The organism is Glaciimonas soli (assembly GCF_009497155.1).
Taxonomy (GTDB): domain Bacteria; phylum Pseudomonadota; class Gammaproteobacteria; order Burkholderiales; family Burkholderiaceae_D; genus Glaciimonas; species Glaciimonas soli.
Map to the genome: position 1 here is coordinate 221,671 of NZ_WINI01000008.1, position 20,932 is coordinate 242,602.

18 protein-coding genes are annotated in these 20,932 nt (G+C 48.8%); 3 read left to right on the forward strand and 15 right to left on the reverse strand.

The features are described from left to right. Window positions 1-110: 110 nt before the first annotated feature. Window positions 111-866, forward strand: a complete 756-nt coding sequence (gene zapD / locus GEV47_RS16400; RefSeq protein WP_153235855.1) for a cell division protein ZapD — start codon at window positions 111-113, stop codon at window positions 864-866. A gap of 21 nt (window positions 867-887) precedes the next feature. Beyond that, window positions 888-1,073, forward strand: a complete 186-nt coding sequence (yacG, locus tag GEV47_RS16405) for a DNA gyrase inhibitor YacG (protein WP_153235856.1) — start codon at window positions 888-890, stop codon at window positions 1,071-1,073. Here yacG and GEV47_RS16410 read toward each other — a convergent pair whose 3' ends face one another. The 5 genes from GEV47_RS16410 to GEV47_RS16430 all read right to left on the reverse strand — a co-directional run bounded on the left by GEV47_RS16410 (window position 1,074) and on the right by GEV47_RS16430 (window position 8,169). Continuing rightward, a complete protein-coding gene (locus GEV47_RS16410) occupies window positions 1,074-1,505 on the reverse strand; it encodes an NUDIX domain-containing protein (protein ID WP_153235857.1) in 432 nt (143 codons plus the stop codon). Beyond that, complete coding sequence (locus GEV47_RS16415; protein ID WP_153235934.1) at window positions 1,505-2,383, reverse strand: ATP-binding protein; 879 nt, start codon at window positions 2,381-2,383, stop codon at window positions 1,505-1,507. Before GEV47_RS16415 ends, GEV47_RS16410 begins: the two co-directional genes overlap by 1 nt. Window positions 2,384-2,446: 63 nt before the next feature. Next, window positions 2,447-3,694: a bifunctional glutamate N-acetyltransferase/amino-acid acetyltransferase ArgJ gene (gene argJ, locus GEV47_RS16420; RefSeq protein WP_153235858.1), complete on the reverse strand. Its 1,248-nt coding sequence runs from the start codon at window positions 3,692-3,694 to the stop codon at window positions 2,447-2,449. A gap of 442 nt (window positions 3,695-4,136) precedes the next feature. Then, window positions 4,137-6,899, reverse strand: a complete 2,763-nt coding sequence (secA, locus tag GEV47_RS16425) for a preprotein translocase subunit SecA (RefSeq protein WP_153235859.1) — start codon at window positions 6,897-6,899, stop codon at window positions 4,137-4,139. Window positions 6,900-7,206: 307 nt separating this feature from the next. Next, entirely contained in the window at window positions 7,207-8,169 is a 963-nt protein-coding gene (locus GEV47_RS16430; RefSeq protein ID WP_153235860.1) for a M23 family metallopeptidase, read from the reverse strand. A 162-nt stretch (window positions 8,170-8,331) separates the two neighbouring features. Here GEV47_RS16430 and GEV47_RS16435 point away from each other — a divergent pair, with 162 nt between their 5' ends. Further along, entirely contained in the window at window positions 8,332-8,862 is a 531-nt protein-coding gene (locus tag GEV47_RS16435; protein ID WP_153235861.1) for a DUF721 domain-containing protein, read from the forward strand. Between the two features lie 196 nt (window positions 8,863-9,058). Here the strand turns inward: GEV47_RS16435 and lpxC are convergent, their stop codons facing one another. The 10 genes from lpxC to murD form a co-directional block, all read right to left on the reverse strand. Further along, complete coding sequence (lpxC, locus tag GEV47_RS16440) at window positions 9,059-9,994, reverse strand: UDP-3-O-acyl-N-acetylglucosamine deacetylase (RefSeq protein WP_153235862.1); 936 nt, start codon at window positions 9,992-9,994, stop codon at window positions 9,059-9,061. A 117-nt stretch (window positions 9,995-10,111) separates the two neighbouring features. Next, on the reverse strand, window positions 10,112-10,618 hold the full coding sequence (locus GEV47_RS16445; protein ID WP_153235863.1) for a peroxiredoxin: 507 nt from the start codon (window positions 10,616-10,618) through the stop codon (window positions 10,112-10,114). Between the two features lie 297 nt (window positions 10,619-10,915). Continuing rightward, a complete protein-coding gene (gene ftsZ / locus GEV47_RS16450; RefSeq protein ID WP_153235864.1) occupies window positions 10,916-12,100 on the reverse strand; it encodes a cell division protein FtsZ in 1,185 nt (394 codons plus the stop codon). 212 nt (window positions 12,101-12,312) lie between these two features. Next, window positions 12,313-13,545, reverse strand: a complete 1,233-nt coding sequence (gene ftsA, locus GEV47_RS16455; RefSeq protein ID WP_153235865.1) for a cell division protein FtsA — start codon at window positions 13,543-13,545, stop codon at window positions 12,313-12,315. A gap of 68 nt (window positions 13,546-13,613) precedes the next feature. Next, window positions 13,614-14,393, reverse strand: a complete 780-nt coding sequence (locus GEV47_RS16460) for a cell division protein FtsQ/DivIB (RefSeq protein WP_153235866.1) — start codon at window positions 14,391-14,393, stop codon at window positions 13,614-13,616. Between the two features lie 100 nt (window positions 14,394-14,493). Continuing rightward, window positions 14,494-15,465, reverse strand: coding sequence for a D-alanine--D-alanine ligase (locus GEV47_RS16465; protein ID WP_153235867.1), 972 nt, complete (start codon window positions 15,463-15,465; stop codon window positions 14,494-14,496). Between the two features lie 61 nt (window positions 15,466-15,526). Beyond that, window positions 15,527-16,945 carry a UDP-N-acetylmuramate--L-alanine ligase gene (gene murC, locus GEV47_RS16470; protein WP_153235868.1) on the reverse strand — a complete coding sequence of 473 codons (1,419 nt, stop codon included), beginning with the start codon at window positions 16,943-16,945 and terminating at the stop codon, window positions 15,527-15,529. Between the two features lies 1 nt (window position 16,946). Beyond that, window positions 16,947-18,044, reverse strand: coding sequence for an undecaprenyldiphospho-muramoylpentapeptide beta-N-acetylglucosaminyltransferase (murG, locus tag GEV47_RS16475; protein ID WP_153235869.1), 1,098 nt, complete (start codon window positions 18,042-18,044; stop codon window positions 16,947-16,949). Continuing rightward, window positions 18,041-19,303, reverse strand: a complete 1,263-nt coding sequence (gene ftsW, locus GEV47_RS16480) for a putative lipid II flippase FtsW (protein ID WP_153235870.1) — start codon at window positions 19,301-19,303, stop codon at window positions 18,041-18,043. Before ftsW ends, murG begins: the two co-directional genes overlap by 4 nt. Beyond that, window positions 19,303-20,931, reverse strand: a complete 1,629-nt coding sequence (murD, locus tag GEV47_RS16485) for a UDP-N-acetylmuramoyl-L-alanine--D-glutamate ligase (protein ID WP_153235871.1) — start codon at window positions 20,929-20,931, stop codon at window positions 19,303-19,305. Before murD ends, ftsW begins: the two co-directional genes overlap by 1 nt. Window position 20,932 lies beyond the last annotated feature (1 nt).

A 20,932-nucleotide genomic window follows, 5' to 3' on the forward strand; every position in this document is an offset into this window, starting at 1 on the left:
AGTCGGACGTGCCGGACGCAGACAGTACACTAGTACGGCAAGTAGGCACAGCGCCGCTGTAGCAGTTTTGCGTAAGGCCTACTTATCTGGTTCACTTAAGGGATGCCACTTTGATCGTCTACGAATACCCTTTCAACGAACGCATTCGTACCTTGCTACGATTAGAAGATTTGCACGAAAAATTTACCTTTTTTGTGCAACAAGAAAGTCCTTGGGAACACCACATTGCACTTTCTACCATCTTCGAAATGTTGGAAGTGGCTGGTCGTGCCGATTTAAAGACTGATCTGCTGCAAGAACTGGAGCGTCAGCGCCAGACTTTGCTGGGTTTCAAATCCAATCCCAACGTCCAGTCAGACATGCTCGACTCAGTGCTGCAAGAAATAGATCAAACCATGGTCGCTTTGCGCGCCATGGTAGGGAAAACTGGCCAGCATATCCGCGAAAATGAATGGTTGATGAGCATACGTGGCCGCACCATTATCCCGGGTGGCGCTTGTGAATTCGACTTGCCATCTTATTACGCCTGGCAGCACCATACAGCGCAACAACGTTACGACGATATCATTGGCTGGTTCACACCATTGGCACCATTATTTGATGCCATTGGCATCGTGTTACGGCTCTTACGTGAAACGGGTAATCCGGCGCACATGGAGGCGAAAAATGGCAGCTATCAGCAAATGTTACAAGGCAAATCCTATCAGATGCTGCGTTTGGTATTGGACGAAACGTTGGCGGCGATCCCCGAAATATCTGCGAATAAATACATGCTTTGGATACGCTTCACATCGCAAGGTGGTGATCTGAAGCCAAAAGCATTTGAAGGCGAAGTTCCGTTTGAACTGACGCTTTGTAATTTTTAAATCTTATTTTGAATTGTTTTTATGGCTATTGTTGATTGCCCGACTTGCGGCACTAAAGTTGAATGGACGGAAAAAAATAAATTCCGTCCATTTTGTTCTGAACGCTGCAAACAAATTGATCTGGGTGCCTGGGCCGAAGAGAAATATACGATTCCGGCAGTGAATCCGCCGGATGATATTGATGACGATAGTAAGCTGCCGCAGTGATTAATTGCTTGTAAACCTAAGCTCATCTCGCAACTGATCCAACCACGCTATAAGCGGAATCGTCGCTTCCAGCAACGGCTCCACACGCACACTGCCCTGCCACGCGAAAGCCTGCCCTTCTAAACTTTGCGGCTCACCGTGCCATTCACGACTGATGAAAAAATGCAGGCGCACATTCGCGTGAGGATATTGGTGCTGGACGCCGCACCATGGTTCTGCTGAGAGAATTTCTATCCCTAGCTCTTCCACAAATTCGCGCTTGAGCGCATCGAAAATGGATTCACCCAGCTCGACTTTTCCTCCCGGGAACTCCCAATAGCCAGCATACGGTTTGCCTGTTGGCCGCTGGCCCAGCAAGACATCGCCATTAGGCTGCATCAAAATACCAACGGCGACATCAATGGCAGCATGATTCGGTGAGGCTTGAGTCATTATTTTGCCATCCGGCCGGCGTGATCTTTAGCAAACTGCCAGGCAACCCGACCAGAACGCGAACCGCGCTGCAAAGCCCAACGCAAAGCATCGCCTTGTGCTGCGGTTATTTGTTCGGCGTCACATCCAAAATGGGTTAACCAGTGACCGACGATATCCAGATAATCGTCTTGCTTGAATGGATAGAACGATACCCATAAACCAAAGCGCTCAGACAGGGAGATTTTTTCTTCCACTGTTTCCCCCGGATGCAGATCGCCATCTTCAGAGGTTCTGTACGAAGTGTTATCGGATACTTTTTCCGGCAGCAAATGACGACGATTCGAGGTGGCATAAATCAGCACATTATCGGATTGCGCAGCGATACTGCCATCAAGCGCCACTTTCAGCGCCTTATAGCCGCCCTCACCCTCTTCAAACGATAAGTCATCGCAGAAGATGATGAAGCGCTCAGGACGACCAGCGACCAAATCAACAATATCAGGCAAATCGGCCAAATCATCTTTATCCACTTCAATCAAGCGCAAACCTTGTGCCGCGTATTGATTCAGACAAGCTTTAATTAAGGATGATTTCCCCGTGCCGCGCGCGCCCGTCAACAAAACATTGTTGGCCGGTTTTCCTGCGACAAATTGCTGCGTATTTTGGTTAATCTGGTTTTTCTGCGGCTCGATATTATGTAAGTCAGATAAGGCGATATCCGACATGTGACCAACGGCTTGCAGGTACCCATTTTGGTTACTGCCATGATGGCGCCGACGCCAGCGAAAAGCTGTCGCGGCTTGCCAGTCTGGCGCAGCATTCGCGTTCGGCAAAATCGATTCGAGGCGTGCCAGCATGGCTTCGGCACGGATGAGGAATTGGTCTAGTTGGGTCATCATAATTCTTTTTTACGTCGTCATCCCCGCGAAAACGGCGATGACGAATGGCTGCGCAAATTATTACGAACGATAATCTGCATTAATCGTCACGTACTCATGCGACAAATCACAAGTCCAGATAGTTGCCGCGGCGTTGCCACGACCTAGCTTAACTCGCACTGTAATTTCACTTTGCTTCATCACGCGCTGACCGTCTGCTTCTTGATACGCAGGATTGCGACCGCCGCTTTTGGCGACTAACACATCGTCAAGATACAAATCCAATTTGCTGACATCAAGATCATTGACGCCCGCATAACCAATTGCCGCCAAAATTCGACCCAGGTTAGGGTCAGAAGCAAAAAATGCAGTTTTTACTAATGGCGAATGGCCAATCGAATAAGCGATCTTACGGCACTCTTCCACGTCTTTCCCATCTTCCACCGTGACGGTGATGAACTTGGTTGCACCTTCACCATCGCGAATAATCGCTTGCGCCAAATGCTGCGACAAAGCGGTGACGGCGGCAGCCAACTCAGCATATTCCGGTGTGTCTATGCTGTTCACTTCCAACGTGCCGGCACCAGTGGCAATCAACATGAAGGAGTCATTGGTCGACGTATCACCATCGATCGTGATGCAATTAAATGATTTATCGGCTGTTTGTTTAACCATATGCTCTAGCACCGGCTGCGCAACTTTGGCATCAAAAGCAAGAAAGCCCAACATGGTCGCCATATTTGGCTTGATCATGCCAGCGCCTTTGCTGATACCGGAAAGCGTGACGGTTTTTCCGGCTATCGTCACTACACGCGATGCCGCTTTCGGCTGCGTATCAGTAGTCATGATGGCTTCCGCAGCATTAAACCAATTGTCGGCTTGCAGATTTTTTAGCGCTTGCGGCAATCCTGCAGTTATGCGATCAACCGGCAATGGTTCTAGAATCACGCCAGTCGAAAACGGCAAAATCTGTGCGGCGTCACAGCCCATCAACTCAGCCAATGCCTCACAAGTTGCATTCGCAGCAGCCAATCCCGCATCGCCAGTGCCCGCATTAGCATTGCCGGTATTAATCACCAGTGCGCGGATAGCACCTGCAGACTCATCGGAAATCCGTGCCGCCTCCAAGTGCGCTTTGCTAACTTGTACTGGAGCCGCACAAAAGCGGTTTAACGTAAATACACCTGCAACTGTCGCCGTCGATGCCAATTTCATCACGAGCAAATCCTTGCGATTTGCTTTACGCACACCAGCTTCTGCATGGCCAAGTTCGATGCCGGCGACCGGTTTTAAATCAGCGGCGACGGGGATAGGGGAATTGACGGCCATGAATTGTCCTTTACAGAGGTGTTGGAGTAACTGGTTTAAGTATGATCAAACAATCACCTTGAAATTACCATCGTCATTCCCGCGAACACGGGAATCCATGTTGCGCAATGTGGATCCTCGCGTTCGCGAGGATGACGGCTATATTTTTCAAAACAATTATTTGGTATTACTTAAGCGAATTTGCTATTTTAAAACGGATCGAAAAACAAGTCGTCAGTTCAGTCAAATTGGGGGGAAATAAATCGATGGATTTTTTCGTCTGACAAGACGAGAGGATGAGTCATAACTGGCTATGGCGACGACGAACAACGCAGTCAGGCGGAAAAAGTGCGATATATGCCCGTCAATTTGACTGAACTGACGACTAAGGGCGACACAAAAAAATATTTCTGCGTCGCCCTTAAATTTGCTACTGACTATCTGCTACCGCGTTGCGATATTTTTATGCCAACTGACCGTGACACTGCTTGTACTTTTTACCGCTACCACAAGGACAAGGATCATTGCGACCAACTTTTGGCACTTCACTCTGCGCTGAAGTTTTATGATCATCAGGATGCGCAGTCGGTGCCAACAACTCTTCCGGAGCCGCATTTGGATCAAATTCCGCATGTTGATAATGTACATTTTCAACATGCGATTGCGACATTTCCTGTTCGACAGCGGCGATTTCGTCACGATTTTCGACACGAACGGTCATGATTACGCGTACCACTTCATTCTTAATCAATTCGAGCATCTGACTAAATAATTCAAACGCTTCGCGCTTATATTCTTGTTTAGGATTTTTCTGTGCGTAACCGCGCAAATGAATACCCTGACGCAAATGATCCAGCGCTGCCAAATGTTCGCGCCAATGACTATCAACGCTCTGCAGCATGACATTTCGTTCGAAGCCAGCAAAAGAGGCTTTGCCAACCACTTCAGTTTTGGCGTGATATTCGCCATCTGCAGTTGCGATGATGCGCTCGAGCAAGTCTTCATCAGACAAGTTAGGCTCGTCTTCCAGCATCTTCACCAGCGGTATATCCAGCTGCACCTCATTGTTCAGCGCAACTTCCAATCCTGGCACATCCCATTGCTCATCAATCGATCCCTCTGGGACGTAAGTACGGAATGTATCTTCCAGCACGGCATGGCGCAACGAATCTATCATTTCAGAAACATCGCCCGATTCCAGCAATTCATTTCGCTGCTGATAAATGACCTTACGCTGATCGTTGGCGACATCATCATATTCCAGCAATTGCTTACGAATATCAAAGTTACGCGCTTCGACTTTGCGTTGGGCTGACTCAATCGAACGAGACACGATGCCCGCCTCGATCGGTTCGCCTTCCGGCATTTTCAATCTATCCATGATGGCGCGTACGCGATCGCCAGCAAAAATGCGCAGCAAGGCATCATCTAACGACAGGTAAAAACGCGATGATCCAGGATCACCTTGACGTGCAGCGCGACCACGCAATTGATTATCGACGCGACGCGATTCGTGGCGTTCTGTACCAATAATATGCAAACCACCAGCACCGGTAACGTGGTTATGCAGCGATTCCCACTCGTCCACCAGTTTTTGCGATTGCGCTTGCTTTTCCGCGTCGCTCAATTTTTCATCGGCCTCGATGAACTGAATTTGCTTTTCAACGTTTCCGCCCAACACGATATCGGTACCGCGACCAGCCATGTTGGTGGCAATGGTGATAGCTTTCGGACGGCCTGCTTGCGCAATAATTTCCGCTTCACGCGCATGTTGCTTGGCGTTCAGCACATTGTGCGGCAACTTGGCAGCGCCCAGAATGCCAGACAATAATTCCGAGTTTTCAATCGAAGTCGTACCAACCAGCACCGGTTGCCCGCGCTCGTAGCAATCCTGAATATCTTTCAGCATTGCGTTGTACTTTTCCATATTGGTTTTATAAACCTGATCCTGTCGGTCGATCCGCTGATTTGGGCGATTTTGTGGAATCACTACGGTTTCCAGATTGTAGATTTCCTGGAATTCGTACGCTTCAGTATCGGCGGTTCCCGTCATACCAGCCAGCTTGCCGTACATACGGAAATAGTTCTGGAATGTGATCGAAGCCAGTGTCTGGTTTTCGTTTTGGATTTTGACTTTTTCTTTGGCTTCGACAGCTTGATGCAAGCCATCAGACCAACGTCGCCCTTGCATCATACGGCCAGTAAATTCGTCAACGATGACAATTTCATTGTCCAGCACGACATAATGCTGATCTTTGTGATACAGCGTATGTGCACGTAAGGCAGCGTACAAATGATGAATCAAACTGATATTGGCGGCGTCATATAACGATGCACCTGGTGCTAACAAGCCCATGTGCGTCAAAATTTCCTCCGCTTTTTCGTGACCGGCTTCCGTTAACAAGACCTGATGTGCTTTTTCATCTTTGGTGTAGTCGCCCGGTACTTCAACCAAACCTTTACCGTCTGGCGTTTCTTCACCGATTTGCAATGTCAGTAACGGTGGTACTTCATTGATCTTGTGATAAAGATCAGTATGATTTTCTGCCTGGCCCGAAATGATCAACGGCGTACGCGCTTCATCGATCAGAATCGAGTCGACTTCATCGACGATAGCGAAGTTGAGCGCGCGTTGCACCCGATCTTTGCTCTCATACACCATGTTATCGCGCAGATAATCAAAACCAAATTCGTTGTTGGTACCGTAAGTAATATCAGCAGCGTAAGCGACTTGCTTGGCATCGTGTTCCACCGCCGAGATATTCACACCTGTGGAAAGTCCAAGCCAACTGTACAAACGTCCCATCCATTGCGCATCGCGCTGTGCCAGATAGTCGTTGACCGTGATGACGTGTACGCCCTTACCAGATAAGGCGTTGAGGTAGGTCGGCAACGTTGCCATCAGCGTTTTACCTTCACCAGTGCCCATTTCAGCAATTTTGCCGTAATGCAGCACCATACCGCCAATCAATTGCACGTCGAAATGGCGCATTTTAAGCACCCGTTTACCCGCTTCACGACAAACAGCAAACGCTTCCGGCAACAAATCGTCAAGTTTTTCACCTTTCTCGATGCGTTGCTTGAACTCCGGCGTTTTCGCCTGCAACTCCGCGTCCGACAATGCTTCCATTGCGGGTTCCATGGCGTTAATTTGGCGTACCGTTTTTTGGTATTGCTTGAGCAGGCGCTGATTGCGGCTACCGAAAATCTGGGTCAGTAATGACATGCTTGGATTCTAAAAAGAGTGCCGGAAGTTATTGATTAACTAGAAATTATGTAGAAATTAGCTAGAAAAACAAAATCAACACGGACTGTGGCTAAAATAATCGGAGGATTTTATCATGCGACCAGCAGCAGATTGGGCTTATGTATCGGGAAACAATGGTTGCACTAAAATTTATCTCTCTTTTGTTGCTTTAAAACCTACTATTAAAAACTGAAGCAAATTCGTCTGAACAGGTACAACGACTAAAACATTACAAGGCTGAGGCAAACAGGCGCTAAACCTCCTGGGCGATTTTGCATCAGCGCGGTTACTTTGTCACCAACGCAGCCAACTTCGCCTGATCCTGTCCCGCAGCCAGGAATTTTCGCGGGTCTTGTGCTATGCCTTTGATACGAACTTCAAAATGCAAATGCGGCCCGGTCGAGCGCCCCGTACTACCGGACTCGGATATCTCTTGCCCGCGCTTCACAATATCACCGACCTTGACCAACAACTTTGAATTATGCGCGTAACGCGTCATGATGTCGTTACCATGATCGATATCGACCATGTTGCCGTAGTCGGGACGATACTCGGCAGCAATCACCACGCCAGCGGCGGCAGCCACAACGGGTGTACCCGTCAAGATGGGAAAGTCTAAACCTTCATGAAAGGCGCTGCGACCAGTAAATGGGTCAACCCGCCAGCCGAAACTGGATGAGTTGTAATTCGATGCCACCGGTTGATTGGTCGGCAATAATTTAGATTTAATCTTGTCGCTCATCAATGTGGTTTCCACCACATTCATATAATCGGCGCGATAACCAATGTCACGCGACAATGCAGCCAAAGCCTGCTGAAAGTCGGTCATGCTTAAATCATGTGGCTGGCGCTCTTTCAGATTGCTTGGTTCGGCGCCACCGCGTCCTGGCAACTCTTTAAAGTTAAATTCTTCCGGTTTAATACCAGCCAAACCTTGCACCCGTTCACCCAAGGCATCCAGGCGCATCAGTTGCGCCTGCATTTGGCCGAGTTTAATCGCCATGGCAGATAAATTTTCTTTTAAGTATTTTTCTTTATTCGGCGCGCTATCAGGGCTATTGGCATTGAATCGATTCTGGATAAACGGAATCGGTACACTTGCTGCATATTGAAATGTTACAAAATACAATAAGCTACTGACCAACAACACAGCAAGAAGAAAAGCTGCGATTAACAGCAGCAGATGCCGCCGTCCTAGCGTAATGGATTTGGCGCGCGTAAAGCGCGGATGCAGTAAAATTACTTGCATTGCCACAGTCTTAAGTTATTGATTTGACGAGAAATTATGGCATCTGAGCTTATTGATGAATGCAATACCGAGCTACGGCTAGACGATTGAGTGCAGCCGAGGCAGTTCTGCGTTAGCCCTACTCTATTGGCTGTTGCTTCTGTATGATATTGTTCCATGATCATGCGCAAACTCACATTTCCTTCTTCTTTTGTGCAAGCCAGCGGCCAGAAAGGCAGCTTCAAGCCATCAAATTTACCGCCGCGGGATGCAGCAACTTTTTTACGTGGTAGCGACAAAATTGGTGCAATGCTACCAGCGTTGACGCGCATGGCCGCGTTACAAAAACAATGTCTTGCCGGATTACCAAGCATGTTTGAAACTTGCGAAGTCTTGAACTTCGAAGCAGGACAATTGGTACTGTCTGCTCCGAATGCGGCACTGGCCACCAAATTAAAACAGCAATTGCCTAAATTGCAAAATTACTTACTTTTGGGCAACTGGCAGGTTAATGCAATCCGTATCAAAGTGCAAGTTGGTACAAGTTTGCATAATTTGACACCAAAGCCTCTGCCTCCCAAACAAGCTCACCTGACGCCACAAGCGCTTTCAGCTTTCGCATCGTTGGCAAACTCCCTTGAGCCGACCGTGCACAACGATGCGTTAATAACAGCGCTCACCTCAATGGTCAAACGACATAGAAGCGCAACATAGAATGCATCGCCATACGGCCTAGTGGCAGACAACCCAAACTGATAGGAACTTATGGCAAGTCGCTCCATCATTGGTTCCCCAAAAATCGGGATTTCAGACAAGCCCGATTTTTGATCAGGCATAAAAAAAGACATGCATAATTTCACATGTCTTTTCATTCTGAAGCACTAAGTGAGTTCAAGCAAAATAGTTGAGACTAGTTAAGCGCCCACTCCTGGCTAACCTGACGCTGATAAGCACCGGGAGCGGTAGCCAGGTCATCAAAGCTTACAACTTCATACGCATCCGGTTGCGCCAGCAATGCCAGCAACAACTGGTTATTCATCGCATGCCCGGATTTATGTGCGGTATAACTGGCCAATAAAGGGTGGCCAATCAAGTATAAATCGCCAATGGCATCCAGAATTTTATGGCGAACAAATTCATTTTCGTAACGGAGTCCATCGCTGTTTAAAATCCGATACTCATCCATCACAATCGCATTTTCCAACGACCCGCCGCGCGCCAATCCCATTCCACGCAAAGTTTCAACTTCTTGCATAAAACCGAAAGTGCGTGCTCGCGCAATTTCTTTCACATATGAATCAATACTGAAATCGACTTCTGCCGTTTGACCAGTACCATCCACAGCAGGATGATTGAACTCAATAAAAAATTTAAGTTTAAAACCGTTGCATGGCTCCAGACGCGCCCACTTCTCTTTGCTGCCCTGTCCTTCACGCACCTCAACTGTTTTTTTGACGCGGATAAACTTCTTGGCGGCATTTTGCTCTTCCAGACCGGCTTGCTGCAACAAAAAGACAAACGAGGAAGCCGAACCGTCCATAATTGGAATTTCTTCGGCTGTGACATCAATAAAGAGGTTGTCAATACCCAAGCCGGCACAAGCCGACAACAAATGCTCCACCGTCGATACTCTATAGCCATCCTTGGCTAAAACTGAGGCCATGCGTGTATCGCCCACACCCGTCGCGATCGCAGGAAAATCAATCACAGGGTCGAGATCAATTCGGCGAAAAACGATGCCGGTATCGACCGCTGCCGGGCGTAACGTCAGCTCGATTTTGGTCCCGGAGTGAATTCCGATGCCTACCGTTTTGACAATTTTTTTAATGGTGCGTTGTTTTAACATCTGGACATTATAAATGTTACTGGGGAAATCTTCTGTAACTATGTGTAGCGCGATGTAGGTCGGAAACAAAAACGACGCACGCAGCGTCGTTTTTATCAGAACCAGTTTTATTAAAACTTATGCAAGTTGCGCCAGCAGAGTTTCTGCATTCGACACTTTAAACGAACCACCTTCTTCTACATTCAATTGTTTGACAACACCGTTGTCAATTAGCGCAGAAAAACGCTGTGAACGTGTGCCCATGCCAAACTTGCTGAAATCAGCATCCAGACCCAGCGCTTTAACAAAAGCAGCATTGCCATCAGCCAGAAAACGTACTACGCCAACGGCTTTTTGATCGCGCGCCCAAGCGCCCATCACGAATGCATCATTGACTGATACACACCAGATTTCATCAACGCCTTTAGCTTTGAACTCTGCGGCATGTTGAACATAACCAGGTACATGTTGCGCTGAACAGGTCGGCGTAAACGCACCCGGCAAAGCGAACAAAGCAATCTTCTTACCTTTGACTAAATCGCTCACATTAAAAGTATTAGGGCCGAGTGAGCAACCTTCTGTTTCTGTTTCGATGAATTCAGCCAATTGACCGTCTGGTAGCGTATCGCCGATTTTGATTGTCATGATGATTGTCCTTTTATTTCTGAATAATGTTTGGTCGCAAGCGCAGCCCCACAACCACTTTGGCTAGGCGTGATGACGCACTTACAAAAGAAAACGCCGCACCAACAACCAGTTGGCGCGGCGTGGAAACCGAAGTATGCCTTGTTCTACAAATCCTTGCAGAAGCAAGAGCGCATTCGGTTAGTCACTTTAAAACCTCTTATTAAGCGTAGCGAGCATCGCCAACTTGAACCTGTGATGCTCACCGTACCGAGGTACGGTGAGCATCACAGGTTCAAGTTGGCGCTGCGCAGTTGCTTAATCAGCTTGCTTACGTAAAAAGGCTGGAATGTCGTAAGTCTCCATACCATTTTTTTCCAATGCACGCACCGTATCCGAAGCCGATTCACGACGCCATACCGCTGGCGCTTTCATGCCTTCAAATGACGAACTGCCGTGTCCCATACTATGGGTGGCATGACCATGTTGCATCATCGGTTCGTTATGCGTTCCGGTACGCAGCATTTGCGGCTGTACCAGTTGCACTGATTTACGCGCACGACCCAAACCAGTGGCAACCACGGTAACGCGGATGTCATCGCCCATGGTTTCATCGTAAGCAATACCTTGGGCGATCGACGCGTCTGGTGCGGCAAAAGCACGAACAGTTGCCATCACTTCTTTGATCTCTTTACCCTTCAAGCTGCGGCTGGCAGTGACGTTGACCAACACGCCACGCGCGCCAGACAAATCAATCCCATCCAACAATGGCGAAGCCACCGCTTGTTCCGCTGCCAAACGAGCGCGATCTACTCCGTGCGCAGTCGCCGTTCCCATCATGGCTTTACCTTGCTCGCCCATAATGGTTTTGACGTCGTTAAAGTCAACGTTGATATGGCCTGGCACATTGATGATTTCCGCAATCCCGGCCACCGCGTTGTTGAGAACGTCATCGGCATGACCCAACCATTCCATCATGCTGTCGTCTTCGTAAATCTCTTCCAATTTTTCATTGAGAATGATGATCAGCGAATCAACGTTTTGCGATAACGCTTCCAAACCTTCATCAGCGACATCCATGCAACGCTGACCTTCATACGAAAATGGTTTGGAAACCACTGCCACGGTCAATGCGCCCAGCTCTTTGGCAATCTGCGCAATGATAGGCGCAGCGCCAGTACCAGTGCCACCGCCCATACCAGCAGCGATAAACACCATGTGCGCGCCACGTAATGCATCTTCAATTCGCGCACGCGATTCTTCCGCCAATTGACGACCCACTTCCGGTTTCATCCCGGCACCTAAACCGGTTTCGCCAATTTGGATGACGTTGTGCGCCTTCGATTGCAACAACGCTTGCGCATCAGTGTTGGCGACAATGAATTCCACGCCTGATACACCTTTGTTAATCATATGCTGAACCGCATTGCCGCCAGCGCCACCGACGCCAACAACTTTAATCACGGTACCCAGCGTCGCACTATCTAGCATATCGATTTCCATGATATTTCCTTATAAAGTTCAGTATCCAGTCGATAGGCATCACACTTATTCATAGGGCGTGAGGCCTAGCAACTGAGTACTGGTATTACATAAATAAAAAGCCGAAATAAAAATCTAAAATAAAAAACTGAAAACCAAATTCAACATCTAAGTACCCACTGCGCTACCTACTGCAACAGCAACTGCTCAACATAAATAAATCTAAACGACATTTAAAAATTTCCTAAAATCCATTCTTTCATGCGTTGAAAAATCGCCTTTGCCGAACCTTCCTGGCGCGTCACGATATAACCGCGTTGATATTGTTTTTTCGCTTCCAGCAACAAACCCAATACAGTCGAATAGCGAGGGCTACGCACCACGTCAGCCAACTGACCGCTGTAATGCGGTATGCCGATACGTGTCGGTTTGAGGAAAATATCTTCTGCCAGTTCCATCATTCCCGGCATTAATGAAGAACCACCCGTCAACACGATCCCGCTTGACAACACTTCTTCGTAACCGGACTCGCGTACCACTTGGTGCACCAGAGCGAACAACTCTTCCACGCGCGGCTCAATCACCGCAGCCAAGGCCTGACGCGACAAGGTTCGCGCATTACGCTCGCCCAAGCCTGGCACTTCCAATGACTCACTTGGGTCTGTCAAAATTTGCTTGGCAACGCCGTAACGCAGTTTGATTTCTTCCGCTTCCGCTGTCGGCGTACGCAATGCCATTGCAATGTCATTGGTGATCTGATCGCCAGCAATAGGAATCACTGCGGTATGTCGAATCGCTCCTTCGGTAAATACGGCAACGTCGGTAGTGCCGCCACCGATATCTACCAACACCACACCTAATTCTTTTTCGTCTGTGGTCAACACCGCATCCGCCGATGCCATCGGTTGCAAGATCAAATCGGACACTTCCAAACCACAGCGACGAATACACTTCACAATGTTTTGTACTGCTGACACGGCGCCGGTAACGATGTGTACTTTCACTTCCAAGCGTATTCCGCTCATTCCGATCGGCTCGCGCACATCTTCCTGGCTGTCGACAATAAATTCCTGCGGCACGGTATGCAACAATTGCTGATCAGTCGGGATGTTGACCGCCTTGGCGGTTTCTATCACGCGTGACACATCGGCGGCGGTAACTTCTTTATCTTTAATCGCCACCATGCCGCTAGAATTGAAGCTGCGAATATGGCTGCCTGCGATGCCGGTATACACATTATGAATTTTGCAGTCAGCCATCAATTCCGCTTCTTCCAAAGCGCGCTGTATCGATTCAACTGTGGCCTCAATATTGACCACCACGCCCTTCTTCAACCCCTTGGATTCATGCTGGCCCAGACCGATCACTTCATGACGACCATCGGGCAGCACCTCCGCTACGACAGCCACCACTTTGGAAGTCCCGATATCGAGACCAACAATCAAATTTTTCGCATCTTTAGTCATAGGATTCACTTATTTATTGTGCTGCTGTATTTAGCTGTCCGTATTTAGCCGTATCAATTTAGCTAGAATTATTTCGTTTTCTTCTTTAAAGCGGAGACCGAATCAATTGCCAAACCACTCGCCTTTAACGCCAAGCCATTTGCATAACGCATATCGATGCTTTCAATCCGGTCTTGCAAACGCTCCAACAACTGCGGATAAATCTCTACTAAACGATTTGCGCGATCGTGCAAAGTCATACTGTTTTTCTCGCGGCCCAATTGCACTTCCATGCCATTGTCGAGTTTGACACTCCATGCATAACGGCTGGACAAATTCACTTCTGTAGGCGTTAATTTCAATGGTCCAAACCAATTCTTAAAATCTGCTAAACGCGCTACTACATCTTTTTCACTACCTGCCGGCCCGGAAAATACCGGTAATTTTCCATCTTCTTCAGCCTCATCCATATTGGCGATAAAAATGTCGCCTTTGGTCGATATCAAATGCCCGTCATCATCCCAGGTACCCAGCGGTTGATATTCTTCAATATTGACCACTAGCTGATTCGGCCACTCACGCTGCACTGATGCCTTGCGTACCCACGGAACCGATTCAAATGCGGTACGGACCGTATCCAGATTTGTCGTAAAAAAATTACCTTTAATCCTTGGCAGTGCACTGGCGCGTATCGTTAATGGATTAACCCGTCGAACTTCATTCTGCCCTTCGCCCTGCACCCGAATTTCTTTTAACGTAAACATCGGCAACTGCGCGATCCACCAGATTCCAGCCGCCAACAAAACAAGCATAGCCAAGCCGATCAGCGTGTTTGCGATTGCGTTCAACATTTTGATGTCTTGCCACATATTCTCGTCTTCACTTCTTACTTTCAGAACTAGTCTGATTTACTTGTTTGCTTACTGGCGTGCTTTTTCGCTTAAAAGTAAAAATTCGTTCCAGGCCGAATTAAACTGACGTCCAATTTTTAGTCGGGTGCAAATCCAATGTCGCCGATTCCAAAATGGTGTTGCATATTTCTTCGTAACTAATTCCCGTCGCTTTTGCCGACATTGGCACCAACGAATGGCCTGTCATACCTGGCGAAGTATTGATCTCCAACAAAAGCGGTTCGTTATCTACAGTCCGCAACATAAAATCAACCCGTGCCCATCCTCTGCAATCCAAAGCGTTATACGCCTGCACCGCCAGCGCCTGTATCTTTTGGGTCAAGGCATCATCCAATGGCGCCGGGCACAAATATTGAGTGTCGTCAGTAAAATATTTGTTTTGATAGTCGTAATTACCTTCCGGGGCACGAATTTCAACTATAGGCAATGCATACGCTTTGCTCCCACGCCCCAGCACTGGAACAGTTAACTCACGGCCACTGATGAACTCTTCTGCCAGAACCGTTTCATCGTATTTTGCGCATAAGTCAAAACCGCTCTGTATAGCATCGACACTAACGACTTTGCTAATACCAATAGTCGAACCTTCATGCGGTGCCTTTAACATCAATGGCAAGCCCAACGCATCCGGCAATTGGTGCAATTGCTCACTGCTTGCTTCCGCCGCATTCAATACGACAAAACGCGGTGTCGGCAAGCCAGCACTTTGCCAAACCCGCTTGCTCATCACCTTATCCATGGCAATCGCCGATGCCATCACGCCGGGGCCGGTGTACGGAATATGCATTTGTTCCAATGCACCTTGCATGGTGCCGTCTTCACCGTAACGACCGTGCAACGCGATAAACACGCGATCAAATTTTTCCGCAGCCAGCTCTGCCAAGCTACGTTCGCCTGTGTCAAATAAGTGCGCGTCAATGCCACGATGTTGCAAAGCCTGGACTACGCCGTTGCCTGACATCTTAGACACTTCACGCTCGGCCGAGCGTCCACCGAACAACACGCCGACTTTTCCAAATTGACTGCTCATATCTTCTTTATCCTGCTTTTTTTAGGCATTTCTGCCCGTAATATTTCAACCCAATCACCGATTAATCCGGCAACGTCTGATTTGCCAACTGCGCTGGTACCGCACTGATCGAGCCTGCACCCATCGTCATTACGACATCACCGTCACGCACAATGTTCGCTATCGTCGCGGGCATGTCAGTGATATTTTCAACAAATACTAATTCGGCCATACCGGCCACTCGTAATGCGTGCGCCAATGCGCGTCCATCTGCAGCTACAATGGGAGATTCGCCAGCGGCATATACCTCCGCCAACACCAAGACATCAACAGTCGATAAAACTTTGACGAAGTCTTCAAACAAATCGCGAGTACGCGTATAGCGATGCGGCTGAAATGCCAGCACCAATCGTCGTCCGGGATAAGCGCCACGTGCGGCCGATATGGTTGCCGCCGTTTCGACCGGATGATGGCCATAATCATCGACCAGCGCATAAGTACCCGCTGTGCCGTTAGGAGCACCTTCTGCTGCCGGCAATGGAATCTCGCCATAACGGGTAAAGCGACGGCCAACGCCATTAAATTCAGTCAACGCTTTCTGAATAGCTTCATCAGCAACGCCCAATTCACGCGCAATCGCAATTGCGGCGCATGCGTTTTGCACGTTATGCATACCTGGTTGATTCAGACTGATTGCCATCGGCTCGAATTCATCTTGTATGACAGTGAACTGCATATAACCATCCACCGCTTTGGCATCGATCGCCCGCACTTGCGCTTCTTCATGAAAACCGTAAGTGGTAATCGGCTTGGAAATCTGCGGCATGATTTCACGTACATTGGCGTCATCTATACACAGCACTGCGGTGCCATAGAAAGGCAAACGATTGGTGAATTCAACGAATGCATGTTTCAATTTATTGAAATCATGATCATAGGTATCCATATGATCAGCATCAATATTGGTGATGACTTCGATCACCGGTGACAAATTTAAAAATGACGCATCGGATTCGTCGGCTTCTGCCACGATGAAATCACCAGAACCCAGCTTGGCGTTAGCTCCTGCGCTGGTCAGGCGGCCACCGATCACAAAAGTCGGATCCAAACCGCCTTCGGCCAACACGCTGGCGACTAAACTTGTAGTCGTGGTTTTGCCGTGCGTACCGGCAATCGCGATACCCTGCTTAAGACGCATCAATTCTGCCAACATCATCGCGCGCGGCACGATAGGAATTTTCTTATCTCGCGCAGCAACCACTTCCGGGTTATCGGCTTGTACTGCGGTCGACGTCACGATCGCATTGGCGTTTTCTATATTTTCTGCCGCATGACCTTTCAGCACTTTGATACCGAGCTTGGTCAACCGACGTGTCGCAGCATTGCTGCCGAGATCAGAACCAGAAATGGTATAACCGAGGTTGAGCAACACCTCTGCAATGCCGCTCATCCCACTACCGCCGATGCCGACAAAATGTATGTTCTTAACTTTATGTTTCATTCTATTTACCTGCCAATTCTTCTAAGACTTGCGCAATACTGGCATTTGCATCACGGCGACCATTGTCGTAGGCGGCTTGTGCCATCGCTACGCAATCCTGACGCGTCATTCGCATCAACATGCCAGACAAACGCTCTTTACTTAACTCTGTTTGCGGCAAATGGATTGCCGCTTGTTTCGATGCCATCCAACGCGCATTTTCACGTTGATGCGAGGTGGTCGAGACCATCAACGGCACCAACACACTGGCAACGCCAGCTGCCGTCAATTCCGATAACGTAATTGCACCTGCACGACAAATCACTAAATCTGCATCTGCATAACGGCGCGGCATATCGTCAATAAATGCCACCACTTCTGCCGCCACTCCGGCAGTTTTATAAGCGCTTTGCAAAGCCTCAATATGCTGCTTGCCCGATTGATGCGTCACGCTGGGACGCAATTCAGGTGGAATCAGCGCCAACGCTGCTGGCAAACACTCATTCAAGGCTTTCGCACCAAGACTGCCGCCCACAACTAACAAACGCAGAGGGCCGATGCGGCCGCTGTATCGTTGCGGGGGAGCTGGCAAATCCAAAATTTCCTGTCGCACCGGATTGCCGGTCACTTGCGCTTTATCCGCGGCTTTACCGAACTCTGCAGGAAAACCAAATAACACTTTTCGCGCCAGTGGTACCAAAGATTTATTCGACAACAGCAAGGCAGCGTCGGCATTCACCAGCGCCAGCGGCACGCCACGCAAACGCGCCATCACACCGCCCGGCACCGTGACATAGCCGCCCATACCCAGCACCACATCTGGCTGGCGTTTTCCGATAATCTTGAAACAGGCTGGGAAGCTCGCAAGCAAACGCCAAACGCCGCGCACAGTATGTTGCCAACCTTTGCCACGCAAACCGGAAAACGTGATCTTATCCATCTCGATGTCATGCGGCGGCACCAATGTGCCTTCCATTCCATGCGAAGTCCCCAACCAACTAACTTGCCAACCGCGCTCACGCATGGTTTCTGCAATTGCCAGTCCCGGAAAAATATGACCGCCGGTTCCGGCTGCCATAATCAGTAATTTTTTAGGAGGAGTCGTCAGCGCATTGCTCATTGCCGCCCCCCACGCATCAATACGCGATTTTCGTAATCTATTCTCAGCAAAATCGCCAATCCAATACAATTAATCAATACACCAGAACCGCCATAGCTCATCAACGGCAAGGTCAATCCTTTGGTCGGCAGCAACCCCAAATTCACCCCCATATTGATGAAGGTCTGCACACCGATCCAGATACCAATACCTTTAGCGACCAAACCAGCAAAAATTTGATCCATTGCAATCGCTTGCCGACCAATTTCAAATGCCCGTTTGACGATCCAATAGAACATCATGACCACTACCAGCACACCCGCGAATCCAAGTTCTTCGCCGATCACGGCCAACAGAAAGTCGGTATGCGCTTCTGGTAAATAATGCAGTTTTTCTACGCTGGCACCCAGACCAACACCAAATATTTCACCGCGTCCAAATGCAATCAGGGAATGGGTTAATTGATACGATTTACCCAAGGCATTTTCTTCACCCCAAGGATTCAGGTACGCGAAAATTCGCTCCCGACGCCACGGCGATAACCAGATCACACCTGAAAATATGGCCGCCAGCAACGCCGTAATGCCGCCAAACCAAACGCCATTGATACCGCCCAAAAACAGAATTCCCATCGCGATGCAAGCAATCACGCCGAGTGCGCCCAAGTCCGGTTCAAGCATCAGCAATAAACCAACGAAACCTACCGCCACCGTCATCGGCAAAAAGCCCTTGGTCAGCTTGTGCATCACTTCTTGTTTGCGCACCGTGTAATTGGCTGCGTACAATACGATGAACAGCTTCATCAATTCGGATGGCTGCAAATTGAACACTTTGAACGACAACCAGCGCTTGGAACCATTGACGCCCTTGCCCAAACCGGGCACCAGCACCATTACTAACAATATCAGCGTACCTACAAACAAATAAGGCGCCCAACGCTGCCAGGTCGACAACGGGATACGGAAAGTAAACATGCCGGCGACAATCGAAACGCAAATAAAAATCGCCTGCTTGATCACAAAATTCGAGCTGCTGTAATTCGAATATTTTGGTGAATCAGGCAAAGCAATCGATGCCGAATACACCATCACCAAACCGAACAACATCAGTAACACCACCACCCACACCAACGGTTGATCGTATTCCATCATTCTGGAACGCTGAACACCGGGAGTAATTCCATTGGCTGAACTAGTACGCGCACTTGAGCCAGTGCTTGTGCTACTGGCTTTTTTGGCATTTCCGGCCAAACGTGGAAAGGAAAGCGATGGGAATTTCATCAACTGATCTCCCCGCGTGCTAACGCCAATTCGCGTACGGCATCAACAAAAACTTCGGCGCGATGCGCATAATTACGAAACATGTCGAGACTGGCGCACGCTGGCGACAGCAACACTGCATCACCAGCATGCGCATATTCTGCTGCGCGTTGTACCGCCGCTTCCAACGTATCGCAAGCCACAATCTCAATATTTGCGGCCGATAATTCATTGCTGACAGCATGACGAATCGCATCGGCATCACGCCCGATCAAAATCAAAGCACGACCATAATGCGCCAACGGCTCTGCTAGTGGCGTGAAGTCCTGCCCTTTGCCATCACCGCCAGCAATCAACACCAGGCGGTTAGCACTGGCTGTACCGTCAGGGCCACGCCCCAAACCGTTGAGTGCCGCTACTGTCGCACCAACATTAGTCCCTTTGCTGTCATCGTAATATTCGACACCAGCAATAGTCGTAATCAATTCAACCCGATGTGCTTCACCTTGATAGTCACGCAAACCATGCAGTAACGCCGCAAACGGGAGATCTATCGCGCGACACAATGCCAATGCAGCCAAGGCATTGGTAGCGTTATGTTGACCACGTATCTTCAATGCGTCGGCTGGCATCAAACGTTTTATGACAACCGGTAAAACTTCTTCAATCTGATTTTTTTTCTTGCGCTTCTTTTCACCGTCTTCGGATTCAATCGCTTCTGCTACCGCCAGCCACTGCATGCCATTTTCGTTGTATAGTCCAAAGCAGTCGGCATCTTCCGGCGCATCGATGCCGAAAGTAATGCTATTCGCATTGCTGAACGTCATCACGGTAGCGTCATCACGATTCAATATGCGAATGGTGTCTTTGCCGAAAATACGCCCTTTGTCAGCAACGTAATCGGCCATTTCACCATGCCAATCCAAATGATCTTGAGTGATATTCAAAATTGTGGCGGTATCAGCCTGCAGACTGACTGTAGTGTGTAGTTGGAAACTGGATAATTCCAATACCCACACTTGCGGCAAAGTGTTTTCATCCAGGCAGGTACGCAATACATCCAGCGCTGTAGGGCTAATGTTGCCCGCTACCTTGGTCGTCAAACCGGCGCGTTGGCATAGCAAGCCAGTCAGACTGGTCACCGTGGTTTTGCCGTTTGTACCAGTGATGGCAATTATTTTTGGTGTATATGTCGCTGCCGCTTCGACTTTTGTCGATTCGGTTTCCGCAGCTTCTGTTTCTGTCGCGCCTGTTCCTGCGGCTTCTGTTTGTACCGCTTCTGTTTGTGTCGTTTCGACCGGCTGACGTAACGCAGTCAATGCCTGCGCAAATAATTCTATTTCACTCCACACTGGAATCTCAGCAGCCGCTGCTGCAGAAATAATCTCTTTCAACTCACGTAACGGCGACAAGCCTGGGCTGACAGCGACGAAAGTAATACCGTCCAATAACTGCGCATTGAATACGCCATCACTAACACTAACAAACTCAACATCCGGCACAGCCAATTTCAGTTGAGACAAACGATCCGGTGCATTGCGGGTATCGGCAACGCGCAAGGTCGCGCCGCAGCGCGCCAGCCACAATGCCATCGCCAGACCGGATTCTCCCAGTCCCAGCACCAAAACATGTTGTCCCGAATAATTCATT

What these genes read in the sequence shown, in the direction of transcription:
- ftsA (WP_153235865.1), bottom strand. Translation starts at nt 13,545, where the DNA reads ATGACTAAAGATGCGAAAAATTTGATTGTTGGTCTCGATATCGGGACT.
- murD (WP_153235871.1), bottom strand. Translation starts at nt 20,931, where the DNA reads ATGAATTATTCGGGACAACATGTTTTGGTGCTGGGACTGGGAGAATCC.
- argJ (WP_153235858.1), bottom strand. Translation starts at nt 3,694, where the DNA reads ATGGCCGTCAATTCCCCTATCCCCGTCGCCGCTGATTTAAAACCGGTC.
- GEV47_RS16445 (WP_153235863.1), bottom strand. Translation starts at nt 10,618, where the DNA reads ATGACAATCAAAATCGGCGATACGCTACCAGACGGTCAATTGGCTGAA.
- GEV47_RS16430 (WP_153235860.1), bottom strand. Translation starts at nt 8,169, where the DNA reads ATGCAAGTAATTTTACTGCATCCGCGCTTTACGCGCGCCAAATCCATT.
- GEV47_RS16460 (WP_153235866.1), bottom strand. Translation starts at nt 14,393, where the DNA reads ATGTGGCAAGACATCAAAATGTTGAACGCAATCGCAAACACGCTGATC.
- murC (WP_153235868.1), bottom strand. Translation starts at nt 16,945, where the DNA reads ATGAAACATAAAGTTAAGAACATACATTTTGTCGGCATCGGCGGTAGT.
- murG (WP_153235869.1), bottom strand. Translation starts at nt 18,044, where the DNA reads ATGAGCAATGCGCTGACGACTCCTCCTAAAAAATTACTGATTATGGCA.
- GEV47_RS16415 (WP_153235934.1), bottom strand. Translation starts at nt 2,383, where the DNA reads ATGACCCAACTAGACCAATTCCTCATCCGTGCCGAAGCCATGCTGGCA.
- GEV47_RS16410 (WP_153235857.1), bottom strand. Translation starts at nt 1,505, where the DNA reads ATGACTCAAGCCTCACCGAATCATGCTGCCATTGATGTCGCCGTTGGT.
- ftsZ (WP_153235864.1), bottom strand. Translation starts at nt 12,100, where the DNA reads ATGGAAATCGATATGCTAGATAGTGCGACGCTGGGTACCGTGATTAAA.
- secA (WP_153235859.1), bottom strand. Translation starts at nt 6,899, where the DNA reads ATGTCATTACTGACCCAGATTTTCGGTAGCCGCAATCAGCGCCTGCTC.
- GEV47_RS16435 (WP_153235861.1), top strand. Translation starts at nt 8,332, where the DNA reads ATGCGCAAACTCACATTTCCTTCTTCTTTTGTGCAAGCCAGCGGCCAG.
- GEV47_RS16465 (WP_153235867.1), bottom strand. Translation starts at nt 15,465, where the DNA reads ATGAGCAGTCAATTTGGAAAAGTCGGCGTGTTGTTCGGTGGACGCTCG.
- lpxC (WP_153235862.1), bottom strand. Translation starts at nt 9,994, where the DNA reads ATGTTAAAACAACGCACCATTAAAAAAATTGTCAAAACGGTAGGCATC.
- yacG (WP_153235856.1), top strand. Translation starts at nt 888, where the DNA reads ATGGCTATTGTTGATTGCCCGACTTGCGGCACTAAAGTTGAATGGACG.
- ftsW (WP_153235870.1), bottom strand. Translation starts at nt 19,303, where the DNA reads ATGAAATTCCCATCGCTTTCCTTTCCACGTTTGGCCGGAAATGCCAAA.